This is a genomic window from Streptomyces sp. BRA346 (genome assembly GCF_052851135.1).
Genome location: NZ_JAIWIH010000074.1, coordinates 1 through 11,994, shown reverse-complemented (window position 1 = coordinate 11,994; position 11,994 = coordinate 1). Strand labels below are relative to the sequence as shown.

General features: G+C 71.7%; 10 protein-coding genes. 6 read left to right on the top strand and 4 right to left on the bottom strand.

The window, feature by feature from the left end; translation table 11 throughout:
- Positions 1–11: 11 nt before the first annotated feature.
- Both LCH29_RS42500 and thpR read left to right on the top strand, forming a co-directional pair.
- On the top strand, positions 12–1,379 hold the full coding sequence (locus LCH29_RS42500) for an MFS transporter (RefSeq protein ID WP_446467039.1): 1,368 nt from the start codon (positions 12–14) through the stop codon (positions 1,377–1,379).
- Between the two features lie 5 nt (positions 1,380–1,384).
- Complete coding sequence (gene thpR, locus LCH29_RS42495; protein WP_446467038.1) at positions 1,385–1,948, top strand: RNA 2',3'-cyclic phosphodiesterase; 564 nt, start codon at positions 1,385–1,387, stop codon at positions 1,946–1,948.
- A 191-nt stretch (positions 1,949–2,139) separates the two neighbouring features.
- Here thpR and LCH29_RS42490 read toward each other — a convergent pair whose 3' ends face one another.
- Together LCH29_RS42490 and LCH29_RS42485 are read right to left on the bottom strand one after the other, a co-directional pair.
- Positions 2,140–3,141, bottom strand: coding sequence for an aldo/keto reductase (locus LCH29_RS42490; protein ID WP_446467037.1), 1,002 nt, complete (start codon positions 3,139–3,141; stop codon positions 2,140–2,142).
- 154 nt (positions 3,142–3,295) lie between these two features.
- A complete protein-coding gene (locus tag LCH29_RS42485) occupies positions 3,296–3,769 on the bottom strand; it encodes a hypothetical protein (protein ID WP_446467036.1) in 474 nt (157 codons plus the stop codon).
- Positions 3,770–4,119: 350 nt separating this feature from the next.
- On the opposite strand from LCH29_RS42485, the gene LCH29_RS42480 reads away from it, so the two are divergent.
- A complete protein-coding gene (locus tag LCH29_RS42480) occupies positions 4,120–5,148 on the top strand; it encodes a hypothetical protein (RefSeq protein WP_446467035.1) in 1,029 nt (342 codons plus the stop codon).
- 56 nt (positions 5,149–5,204) lie between these two features.
- Here the strand turns inward: LCH29_RS42480 and serC are convergent, their stop codons facing one another.
- Entirely contained in the window at positions 5,205–6,323 is a 1,119-nt protein-coding gene (gene serC, locus LCH29_RS42475; protein ID WP_446467034.1) for a phosphoserine transaminase, read from the bottom strand.
- A gap of 200 nt (positions 6,324–6,523) precedes the next feature.
- On the opposite strand from serC, the gene LCH29_RS42470 reads away from it, so the two are divergent.
- Positions 6,524–9,358 (top strand): FAD-binding and (Fe-S)-binding domain-containing protein, encoded by a 2,835-nt coding sequence (locus LCH29_RS42470; protein WP_446467033.1) that lies wholly within the window; start codon positions 6,524–6,526, stop codon positions 9,356–9,358.
- Between the two features lie 5 nt (positions 9,359–9,363).
- On the opposite strand, the gene LCH29_RS42465 is transcribed toward LCH29_RS42470, so the two are convergent.
- Complete coding sequence (locus LCH29_RS42465; protein ID WP_446467032.1) at positions 9,364–10,308, bottom strand: aldo/keto reductase; 945 nt, start codon at positions 10,306–10,308, stop codon at positions 9,364–9,366.
- An 87-nt stretch (positions 10,309–10,395) separates the two neighbouring features.
- Here LCH29_RS42465 and LCH29_RS42460 point away from each other — a divergent pair, with 87 nt between their 5' ends.
- The gene (locus LCH29_RS42460; protein WP_446467031.1) at positions 10,396–11,013 is read left to right on the top strand and encodes a TetR/AcrR family transcriptional regulator; all 618 of its coding nucleotides are present in this window, start codon (positions 10,396–10,398) and stop codon (positions 11,011–11,013) included.
- Between the two features lie 39 nt (positions 11,014–11,052).
- On the top strand, positions 11,053–11,265 hold the full coding sequence (locus tag LCH29_RS42455) for a hypothetical protein (RefSeq protein WP_446467030.1): 213 nt from the start codon (positions 11,053–11,055) through the stop codon (positions 11,263–11,265).
- Positions 11,266–11,994 lie beyond the last annotated feature (729 nt).

Sequence of the window (11,994 nt, the reverse complement as noted above, 5' to 3'; positions counted from 1 at the left end):
GGCGAACGAACTTGAGTACGGGACCCGGAGCAGACTCCGCACCCGCACCGCACACCGACTCCCTTTCCGCCGGGCCCACCGCGGCCTCCGCCAAGGGCGGAATGTTCCGTTCACTCAGGGTCCGCAACTACCGGCTCTTCGCGACCGGTGCCGTGATCTCCAACACCGGCACCTGGATGTCGCGCATCGCCCAGGACTGGCTGGTCCTCAGCCTCACCCACTCCTCCACCGCGGTCGGCATCACCACCGCGCTCCAGTTCCTGCCCATGCTGCTCTTCGGCCTGTACGGCGGCGTGATCGCCGACCGGTACCCGCGGCGGAAGCTGCTGCTGTTCACACAGACCGCGCTCGGCCTGTGCGGTCTGGCCCTGGCCACCCTCACCCTGAGCGGACACGTCCAGGTCTGGCACGTCTACCTGATCGCGTTCCTGCTCGGCCTGGTCACCGTCGTCGACAACCCGACCCGCCAGGTCTTCGTCAACGAGATGGTCGGCCCCCGCGACCTGCGCAACGCGGTCAGCCTCAACTCCGCGAACTTCCAGTCCGCCCGGCTGATCGGCCCCGCGGTCGCCGGTGTCCTGATCACCGCCGTCGGCAGCGGCTGGGCCTTCCTCATCAACGGCCTCTCCTTCGGCGCCCCGCTCGTCGGCCTGCTGCTGATGCGCACCAGTGAGCTGCACCCGGTCAAGCGCGCGCCGCGCGGCAAGGGCCAGCTGCGCGAGGGCCTGTCCTACGTCCGCAGCCACCCCGATCTGCTGTGGCCGATCGTCCTCGTCGGCTTCATCGGCACCTTCGGCTTCAACTTCCCGATCTGGCTGAGCGCCTTCGCCGACGACGTCTTCCACGCGGGGCCCGGTACGTACGGCCTGCTCAACACCCTGATCGCGGCCGGTTCCGTCACCGGCGCCCTGCTCGCCGCCCGCCGCGTCACCACCCGCCGGCGGCTGCTGGTCGGCGCGGCGCTGCTGTTCGGCGTGCTGGAGGTGGCCGCCGCGGTGACCCCGTTCTTCTGGCTCTTCGCCGCACTGATGGTGCCGGTCGGGATCTTCAGCCTGACCTTCAACGTCACGGCCAACTCCAGCGTCCAGCTCGCCACCGACCCCGAGATGCGCGGCCGGGTGATGAGCCTGTTCATGATGGTCTTCGTCGGCGGCACGCCGATCGGCGGCCCGCTGATCGGCTGGGTCACCGACACCTGGGGCGCCCGGGTCGGCTTCGCCTTCGGCGGGCTGATCTCCGCCGCCGCCGCGGTCGGAGTGGGCCTCATGCTGGCCCGCGCGGGCGGCCTGCGGCTCACGGTGGGCTGGCGCCGGGGCCATCCGCACGTGGCCTTCGTGCCGAGGGTGCAGACGGAGGAACGGCTCGCTCCGGCGGCGTGACAGCGATGAGACTCTTTGCTGCCGTCCTGCCCCCCGAACCGGCCCTGGCCGAGCTGGGGGCGTACGTCGACGCGCTGCACCGGCTCCCCGGCGCGGACACCCTCCGCTGGACCGAGCGCCCCGGCTGGCACCTCACCCTCGCCTTCTACGGCGAGGTCACCGACGACGTCCGCCCCGAGCTGGACGCCCGGCTGGCCCGCGCCGCCCATCGCCACCACCCGCACGAAGTGCGGTTGGCGGGCGGCGGCCGGTTCGCCGACCGTGCCCTCTGGGCGGGGGTGGAGGGCGATCGCACCGTCCTGCGGGGGCTCGCCGGCTCCGCCGCCGCGGGGGCCCGCCGCATCGGGCTCGACGTGAACCAGGACCGCCCGTACCACCCGCACCTCACCGTGGCGCGCAACCGCTCCGCGACCCGCCTCGCGCCGTTCGCCGAGGGCCTCACCGGGTTCGCGGGCCGCGAGTGGACCGTGCGGGAGCTGAGCCTGGTCCGCAGCCATCCCCCGGCCCCCGGGGTGCCCGGGGCGCAGCCGCGGTACGAGGTGGTGGCGGCCTGGCCGCTGGGCGGCTGAGCGGCCCGGCTAACCTCGGAGGGTGAATCCGAAGACCCGAAACATGATCATGAGTGGTGCCCTGGTGATGATCCTCGTCGTGGTGGCCGTCGCGGCCGCCTTCGGAGGATGAGCCGCCGGGGCGACCCGAGCAGGCAGGGGGTGTGACCGCACACGGTCACACCCCCTCCGTACTGCCGGAACCGCCGGGGCTACCAGGCGAACGCCTCCGGCGTCGGCCCCGGGCCCGGGAAGATCTCGTCCAGCGCGCCCAGCACCTCGTCGCTCAGCGTCAGCTCGGACGCCCGCACCGCCGAGGCCAGCTGCTCGGCCGTGCGCGGCCCCACGATGGGCCCGGTGACCCCGGGCCGGGTCAGCAGCCAGGCCAGGGCCACCTCGCCGGGTTCGAGACCGTGCTTGTCGAGCAGGTCCTCGTAGGCCTGGATCTGCTCGCGCACCGCCGTGTTCTTCAGCGCGTCGGCGGCCCGTCCGCCCGCGGTGCGGGCACCGGCGCCGCCCTCCCGCTCCTTGCGGAGCGCGCCGCCGAGCAGCCCGCCGTGCAGCGGGGACCAGGGGATGACGCCGAGGCCGTACTCCTGCGCGGCCGGGATGACGTCCATCTCGGCGCGCCGCTCGGCCAGGTTGTACAGGCACTGCTCGCTGACCAGGCCGTACGAATTCCGGCGCCGGGCCGTCTCGTTGGCCTGGGCGATGTGCCAGCCCGCGTGGTTGGAGGATCCGACGTAGAGGATCTTGCCCTGCTGGACGAGGACGTCGATGGCCTGCCAGATCTCGTCCCACGGGGTCGCGCGGTCGACGTGGTGGAACTGGTAGAGGTCGATGTAGTCGGTGCCCAGCCGCTTCAGGCTCGCGTCCACGGCCCGGCGGATGTTGAGCGCCGAGAGTTTGTCGGTGTTGGGCCAGGGCCGCTCACCGTCGGCGGCCATGTTGCCGTACACCTTGGTGGCGATGACGGTCTTCTCGCGCCGTCCGCCGCCCTTGCCGAACCAGCTCCCGACGATCTCCTCGGTGCGGCCCTTGTTCTCGCCCCAGCCGTACACATTGGCGGTGTCGAAGAAGTTGATGCCCGCGTCGAGCGCGGCATCCATGATCGAGTGACTGTCGGCCTCATCCGTCTGCGGGCCGAAGTTCATGGTGCCGAGGACCAGTCGGCTGACCTTGAGGCCCGTGCGTCCGAGCTGCGTGTACTCCATGGGACCAGCCAATCCCTTGGAGTGCGCTCTAATCAAGGGCCTCGGGTGGCCCCGCTGCGGTCCCCTTGTTTCCGGAAAACCCGGAGGCCCGCTTTTTGGCCCCCCGTCGCGGTCAAAAAGCGGGCTACCGGAATCTCCGGAATGCGGGTTGTTTTCAGCGTCCGGAGCGGGTCTTCAGGAATCCGAGGACACCGAAGACCAGAATCATCAGCGCACCGATCAGGGCGATGTAGATTCCGGGGCCGGGAGTGAGGTCGTACACTTTCGCCGCCTGCTCGGCCGCCTTTTCGGCGACCTTCGCGGACACGCCTTCCTCATCCTGGAGCTTCTGGGCGAGCAGGCGCTCGGGGGACGCCATGTTGATGGCGAGGACGATCGCGGTGGCGAGCCCGGTGGCCGCGCCGATCAGGTAGAGCACCCCCTTCCTGGTGGCCAGGGCGGCGAGCATGAGCACCGCTCCGACCAGGGCGATGATCAGCGTGATGATGCCGTCGCCGTCGATGCCCTTGACGCCGCCGTCGGCGCCGTCCGAGGTGGACACCACCCAGTTCACACAGGAGCCGGCCAGTGCGATGACCGCACCGACGGCCCCGAGCACCGCGAACTTCTTCGGCGGTGCGGCCGCCACGCCTCCGCCCGGGAGCCCGGCGGAATGCATCGGCGGTGGCGCGGTTTGCGCAGAAGAGGAATGGCTGTATTCGCTCATGGGTAAAGACCGTAGAGGCGGCCTTTCTGGAAAGCAATGCCCCCGCCCGCTATGCCGTCAATGCCCGATAAATTTCCACCCCACGTAATCCCGGGATGGATTCAAATAATCTGCGGGTTATTTAAGCGCCTCCGCCGCCACGAATGATTTACGTACGTTATCCGTCCGTAATTCAGAAGGGGCCCGGGCGGGGCTCGGCCCTGCCGTGCAACCCGCCCCCGCGCGGCCGTAACGCGCCGTCCGTGCCCCGCCGGGATGGCAGGCTTGGGCCCATGCGTCCGCTTCCGTACGTCCTCGGTGCCGCCGTGCTGGCGGCCCTGCCCGTCGCCCTCCCCGCTCCCGCGGCGGCCGACGAGTCGTCCCCGTCCTCGTTCACGATCGAGGACCCCCGCATCACCGAGTCCAGCGGGCTCGCCGCGAGCCGGGCCCATCCGGGGGTCTACTGGACGCACAACGACAGCTCGGACGGGGCGTACGTCTATGCCGTCGACAGCAAGACCGGAAAGACGGTCGCCCGGGTCGAACTGCGCGGCATAGGCCGCCCCCGGGACGTGGAGGCGATCTCGATAGGCCCCGACGGCAATGTGTACGTCGGCGACATCGGCGACAACCTCGGCGGCACCTGGCCCCACGTATGGATCTACCGCTTCCCCGAGCCCAAGGTGCTCAAGGACACCACGGTCACCGCGACCCAGTTCACCGTGAAGTACCAGGGCGGGCCGCGCAACGCCGAGGCCATGATGGTCCACCCGAAGACCGGCCGGGTCTACATCGCCAGCAAGAGCGACGACGACCCCGGGCTGTACGAGGCGCCCGCCACGCTCTCCGCCCAGGGCACCAATGTCTTCCGCCGGGTCGCCGACCTCGACATGGAGGTCACCGACGGCGCGTTCGCGCCGGACGGCAGCCGCCTGGTGCTCCGCGGCTACTTCACGGCCTCCGAGTACCGCTGGACGAACGGCAAGCCGCAGGAGCTGAAGGAGCTGAAGGACGAGCCGGGGCTGCCGCTCCAGCGCCAGGGCGAGTCGGTGACCTTCACCCCGGACGGCGGTACGCTCATGTACGGAACCGAGGGCCCGGGCAGCAAGGTCACCGCGGTCGACCTCGGCGGGGACCTGCTGCCCGACGCGACCGCGCGGCAGCAGAAGAAGGACGGCGACTACTCCTCCCGCCCCGACGGCAAGCAGAGCGCCGACGAGGACGAGAAGAACCGCACCCTGCTGAAGGCCGGGCTCACCTTCGGCGCCGCGATGGTGCTGTTCCTGGGGCTGAAGCGGCTGGTCCGCCGCCGCCCGCAGTAGCCGAAACGGAAGCGGGCCCGGGGCGAACGCCCCGGGCCCGCTCGGCTACGCAACGCTCACAGGTGCTCGATGACGTAGTCCACGCAGGCGGTCAGCGCCTCGACGTCGGCCGGGTCCACGGCCGGGAACATCGCCACCCGCAGCTGGTTGCGGCCCAGCTTCCGGTACGGGTCGGTGTCCACGATCCCGTTGGCGCGCAGCACCTTGGCGATCGCGGCGGCGTCGATCTCCTCGTCGAAGTCGATCGTGCCGATGACCTGCGACCGCTTGGCCGGGTCGGTGACGAACGGGGTGGCGAACTTGGACCCCTCGGCCCAGCCGTACAGGGTGCGCGAGGAAGTGGCGGTGCGCCGCACGGCCCAGTCCAGGCCGCCCTGCCCGTTGATCCACTCCAGCTGGTCGTTGAGCAGGAAGAGGGTCGCGAGCGCCGGGGTGTTGTACGTCTGGTTCTTCAGCGAGTTGTCGATCGCGGTCGGCAGCGAGAAGAACTCCGGGACGTGGCGCCCTGACCCGTGGATCCGGGCGGCGCGCTCCAGCGCGGCGGGGGAGAAGACCCCGATCCACAGCCCGCCGTCCGAGGCGAAGGACTTCTGCGGCGCGAAGTAGTAGACGTCCGTCTCGGCGATGTCCACGGGAAGACCGCCCGCGCCGGACGTGGCGTCGACCAGCACCAGCGACCCGTCGTCGGCCCCGGCCACCCGCTGGATGGGCATCGCGACACCGGTCGAGGTCTCGTTGTGGGTGAAGGCGTAGACGTCCGTGCCCGCCTCGGCCCGCGGCTCCGGGTGGGTGCCGGGGTCGGAGGAGATGACGGTCGGCTCGTCCAGCCACGGTGCGAGCTTGGCCGCCTTCGCGAACTTCGACGAGAACTCGCCGAAGGTCAGGTGCTGGGACTTGTTGTCGATGAGGCCGTGGGTCGCCACGTCCCAGAAGGCGGTGGAGCCGCCGTTGCCGAGGACGACCTCGTAGCCCTCGGGGAGCTGGAACAGTTCGCGCACGCCGTCGCGCACCTTGCCGACCAGGTTCTTGACCGGGGCCTGCCGGTGGGAGGTGCCCAGCAGGGAGCTGCCGGTCGCGGCGAGGGCGTCGAGCGCCTCGGTGCGCACCTTGGAGGGGCCTGCGCCGAAGCGACCGTCGGCGGGCTTGATGTCTTCGGGAATCCGGATCTCAGCCACGCCCGCAGCCTAATCCGTCCCAACCCGGCATTCAGCGGGGAGTCCATCGCTTGAGACGATCCGTCCACGGACGGGGACAGTGAGCGGGGCCATGTTGACACCGCGGCACCGGCGGGCCCCGTCCACAGTGATCCATGATCACGTCGTTGAAGCACAGTGTGAACATTCTCATCGGGACCCTCCCCGTGGACCATGGGGACATGGCAGAGCACGAGGCAGAGGCAGACGAACTGGAGCAGGCGCTGCGCCGAGCCGTCCGTGGGGACGTCTCCTTCGACGCGGCGAGCCGGGCCCTGATGACCATGGACGCGTCGAACTACCGGCGCGTGCCGACCGGTGTCGTCGCCCCGCGCGACGCGGACGACGTGGCGGCGGCGCTGGCCGTCTGCCGCGAGAACGGGGTGCCGGTGGTGGCGCGCGGCGCCGGTACGTCCATCGCCGGTCAGGCCACCGGGCTCGGCGTCGTCCTCGACTTCACCCGTCACATGCGGTCCATCCGGTCCCTGGACCCGGAGCAGCGCACTGCCGTCGTCCAGCCCGGCGTCGTCCTCGACGACCTGCGGACCGCCGCGGGCGCCCACGACCTGACCTTCGGCCCCGACCCGTCCACCCACAGCCGCTGCACCCTCGGCGGCATGATCGGCAACAACTCGTGCGGCTCCCACTCGGTGGCCTGGGGCACCACCGCCGACAACGTCCACGCGCTGGACGTCCTGACGTACGGCGGGGAGCGGGTCCGCGCCGCCCAGGGGCTCGACGCGCTCCCCGCCCGGCTCCGCGACGGCATGCGCTCCCTCGCCGGTGACCATCTGGCGCTGCTGCGCACCGGCTTCCCCGAGCTGCCCCGGCGCATCTCCGGCTACGCCCTGGACGAGCTGCTGCCCGAGAAGAACGCCGACGTGGCCCGCGCCCTCACCGGCAGCGAGGGCACGCTCGGCGTGCTCACCGAGGCGACCGTACGGCTCGTCGAGGCGCCCGGCGCCCGCGCGCTCGCCGTGCTCGGCTACCCCGACGAGTCGGCGGCGGCCGAGGCCGCCCACACCCTCCTGCCGTACGGGCCGCTCACCGTCGAGGGCATGGCCGCCGACCTGGTCGCGGGCGCGTCGGGGCTGCCCAAGGGTGGCGCCTGGCTGTTCGTGGAGGTCGGCGGCACCGGGCGCGAGGAGGCGTACGCCCGCGCGGAGGAGATAGCGCGCGCCGCCGCGCACGCCACCACCGACCACACCGTGGTCGCCGACCCGGCCGGGCAGCGCGCGCTGTGGCGGGTCCGCGAGGACGCCTCCGGCACCGCCACCCGGATGCCGGACGGCAGCGAGGCGTGGCCCGGCTGGGAGGACTGCGCGGTGCCGCCCGCCCGCCTCGGGGCCTACCTCCGCGACTTCCGCGCCCTGATGGCCCAGCACGGGCTGCGCGGCACCCCGTACGGGCACTTCGGCGACGGCTGCATCCACGTCCGCATCGACTTCGACCTGATGCGCGAGGCCGGGGTGCGGGTCTTCCGCGACTTCTCCACCGACCTCGCCGACCTCGTCGTCACCCACGGCGGCTCGCTCTCCGGCGAACACGGCGACGGCCTGGCCCGCGCCGAGCTGCTGCCCCGCATGTACGGGGACGAGATGGTCGGGCTCTTCCACCGCTTCAAGGACCTGTGGGACCCGGGACACGGCCTCAACCCCGGCGTCCTCGCCCGCCCCCGCCGCCTCGACCAGGACCTCCGCTTCGACGTCCTCCCGCGGCGCCCCGTCGACGTCGAGTTCGGCTACCCGCACGACGGCGGCGACTTCTCGGCCGCCGTGCGCCGCTGCGTCGGCGTCGCCAAGTGCCGCAACGAGTCGGTGTCCGGGGCCTCCGTCATGTGCCCCTCGTACCGCGCGACCGGCGAGGAGCAGCACTCCACCCGCGGCCGCGCCCGGCTGCTGCACGAGATGCTCGCGGGCGAGGTCGTGCGCGACGGCTGGCGCTCGGAGGAGGTACGGGACGCGCTCGACCTCTGCCTGTCCTGCAAGGGCTGCCGCAGCGACTGCCCGGTCGGGGTGGACATGGCCACGTACAAGGCCGAGTTCCTGCACCACCACTACGAGGGCCGGGTGCGCCCGGCCGGCCACTACTCGATGGGCTGGCTGCCGGTATGGCTCCGGGCCGCTGCCCGTCTGAGGGCGGCCCCGGTGGCCAACGCGGCGTCGGGGGTCGGCTTCCTCTCCACCCTGGCGAAGCGCGCGGGCGGCATCGCCCCGGAACGGGACATCCCGGAACTGGCCCGCGAACCCTTCACCCGCTGGTGGCGCGGCCATGCCCGCACGGTGCCCCGGGAGGCGGCCCGGACCGCGGTGCTGTGGCCCGACACCTTCACCAACTACCTCTCGCCCTCGGTCGGCCAGGCCGCGGTGCGCGTACTCGAGTCGGCGGGCCTCCGCGTCGTCGTACCCCCCAAACCCGTCTGCTGCGGCCTGACCTGGGTCTCGACCGGCCAGCTCGACCGCGCCCGTACGGTCATGCGGCGCACCCTCGACGTCATGGCCCCGGCCCTGGACGCCGGGCTGCCCGTCGTCGGCCTCGAACCCAGCTGCACGGCCGCCCTCCGCACCGACCTCCCCGAACTCCTCGGCTCCGACGACGATCGCGCCGCCCGCCTCGCCTCGTCCGTGCGGACCTTCGCCCAGACCCTGGAGGAGTACGCCCCGGACTGGCAGCCCCCGAAGGTCGACCGCCCGGTCGTCGGCCAGACCCACTGCCACCAGCACGCCGTCCTCGGCGACGCCGCCGACCGCCGCCTCCGCGAACGCGCGGGCCTGACCGGCGAGCTGAGCGGCGGCTGCTGCGGCCTCGCGGGCAACTTCGGCTTCGAGGCGGGCCATTACGACGTCTCGGTGGCCTGCGCCGAGGAACAGCTCCTGCCCTCCGTGCAGGCGGCGGACGCCTCGGCCGAGGTCCTGGCGGACGGCTTCTCCTGCCGTACGCAACTGGACCAGCTCGCCGACGGACGCCCCGCCCGCCACCTCGCCGAAGTCCTGGCAGAACGGCTGCCCCGACAGTGATGACCTCAGCCGAGGGCGATGTCGTTGGGCTGTGACTCGACGGCGTCCAGCGCGGCCAGTGTGGCGTCGTCGAACTCGATCGTTCCGGCGGCGATGTTCGCCTCCAGGTGGCCGGCGTCCGCGGTGCCGGGGATGAGGAGGGTGTTCGGCGCGTGGTGGAGCAGCCAGGCGAGGCCGATCTGTGCGGGGGTGCGGCCGAGGGACTGCGCGGCGGCGGTGACGGCCGGGGCGTCGCTCACCTTGGGCAGACCGGGGAACGCGCCGCCGAGCGGGAAGAACGGCACCCAGGCGATCCCCTGTTCGGCGCAGAGCCGCAGCATGTCCTCGTCGTCGCGCGACACCAGGCTGTAGGCGTTCTGGACGCAGACGATGCCGGCGGGAAGGGCCCGGCGCAGTCCCTCCGGGGTGACGGCGCTCAGGCCGATCGCGCCGATCTTGCCCTCGTCCCGCAGGGCGACCATCACCGCGAGCTGATCGTCGAGGTCGACCACCTGGTCACCCTCGGCCCGGATGCCCGGCCCGACGTCCGGGCGGCGCAGGTTCACCACGGGGATCTGGTCGAGGCCGAGGGATACGAGGTTGTCCTCGACGCTCGCCCGCAGCTCCTCGGGCCGCTGGGCGAAACGCAGCGGAGGGGTGCCGCCCGGATCGGGATCGGCGCCGACCTTGCTGACGACCACGACGCCGTCCTCGGGGCGGACGGCGTCCCGGATGACCTCGTTGGCGAACCCGTTGCCGTAGAACTGGGCGGTGTCGACGTGGTCGACGCCGAGCTCGATCGCGCGGCGCAGGATGGCGATCGCGGCGTCGCGGTCGGCGTGCAGGCGCTCGAGCTGCATCGCGCCGTACCCGATGCGGGAGACCGTGTGGCCTCCGAGGGTTCCGGCCCCGCTGGCGCGCGGGGCGCCGGTGGCCGTGAGCTGGGGGGAGGGAGTGCTGTTCGTGGCCATGGGGATGCCGTCCTCATGAGACGATGAAGGAAGCGGAGGAACCTCCGCTTCATCGACTGTAGCACTGATACCGGAGGTGCCTCCGCTTTGGATTCCGACGATCCCGCAGGGGCGGCCCCCCAGGGAAAGCCGCGCGGCGCCCGCGCCCCCCGTGCCGACGCGCTGCGCAACCGCGACAAACTCGTCCGGGTCGCCCGGACCGCGTTCGCGGCCGCCGACGGCACCGTCTCGCTCGAAGGCATCGCCCGCGAGGCCGGCGTCGGCATCGGCACGCTGTACCGCCACTTCCCGGCCCGCGAAGACCTGGTGGAGGCCGTGTACGCCGCCGAACTCGACGACGTCACCGGCAGCGTCCCCGCCCTGCTCCAGGAGCTTCCGCCGGACGCGGCGCTCCGGGCGTGGATCGAGCGCTACGCCGCGTTCGTCGCGACCAAGCGCGGCATGCTCGACACGCTCCGGGCCGGCTGGGCCTCGGGGCGGATCGCCACACCGGCCACCCGGGAACGCATCACCGCCGCCGTCGCCACGCTCCTCGCCGCCGGAGCCGAAGCCGGATCGCTCCGCCCCGACGTCGAACCGGACGACGCCGTCCTGATGCTGATGGGAATCTTCCTCGCCGCCGGGACCGTCGACAGCGCCCCCGAGCAGACCGGACGGCTGATCGACCTCGTCATGGCCGCGCTGCGGCCGACGGCGATCGGCTGACCCCGGGCCCCAACGGGCGGGGCGTCGATGTCATGGGTTGTGGGCCGAACCGTTGCCGGGGTCGACGCCCTCGGCAACGCCGTACGCGAGCAGCCGTCCGGCTCCCGCTCCAGCGGAACCGCCCACAGCCAGGGCAGCCCCCGAAGGCCGACCGCCCGGTCGTGGGCCAGACCCGCGGCCACCAGCACGCCGTCCTCGGCGACGCCGCCGACCGCCGCCTCCGCGAACGCGCGGGCCTCACCGGCGCCCTGAGCGGCGGCCGCCGCGGACGGACCATTGCGACGTCTCGGTTGCCTGCGCGGAGGACCGGTGGCCGACCGCCGCCGGGACTGGCACCACAAGGCATCCACACAGATCATCCGTGACAACCAAGCGGGTGCGACACGAAGCCGCACCAATCAAGCGGCTGTATTTCGAATAGGAGCAATATAGGAGATACAGCTCGGGCCAGTGTCCAGGCCCGTTCCCGCGCCCACATGCGTCGCCGGTAACGGCGGGGTGTGAAGCTGGGCGTTCACGCTCAAGAGCGGCTCGGCCATCGGGCGGCAACAAGCAAGGGAAAGACTGGACGGGCGAACGCAAGTGAACTCCCGATTATGCCTCGTGATTGTCAGGCTGCGTGATGGTGATGCAGGCGGCAGCCATAGGGCCCAATGCTGAAAGGCAGACGGTGCCCCCTNCGGATCGCTTGGTAGGGGCCGGACACCACTGGTCCCGGGGTGAAGGGAGCGCCCTACCCAGTCGCATCTTGATGGTGGGGAACGTGGAAACCCCGTCGAGGTCCAGGAGGCATCTCCTGGTAAGTCAACCGTAAGGAAGGCCCAACTCCTCGGCGGGAACAGGATGACCCAAGAAGCGAACGCCGGTAGGCCGAAAGGTCAGGGGAAACCGGGGCATGGCAGGACTCCTATTCTGCCCCCGCATAACCCACCGGATACGAGCCCTCTGGCTCGGCCCGAAAGGGAGCTGACGTGGGTCAGG

Coding starts and splice junctions, on each gene's coding strand:
- LCH29_RS42480 (WP_446467035.1), top strand. CDS start 4,120: ATGCGTCCGCTTCCGTACGTCCTCGGTGCCGCCGTGCTGGCGGCCCTG.
- LCH29_RS42490 (WP_446467037.1), bottom strand. CDS start 3,141: ATGGAGTACACGCAGCTCGGACGCACGGGCCTCAAGGTCAGCCGACTG.
- LCH29_RS42470 (WP_446467033.1), top strand. CDS start 6,524: ATGGCAGAGCACGAGGCAGAGGCAGACGAACTGGAGCAGGCGCTGCGC.
- thpR (WP_446467038.1), top strand. CDS start 1,385: ATGAGACTCTTTGCTGCCGTCCTGCCCCCCGAACCGGCCCTGGCCGAG.
- LCH29_RS42465 (WP_446467032.1), bottom strand. CDS start 10,308: ATGGCCACGAACAGCACTCCCTCCCCCCAGCTCACGGCCACCGGCGCC.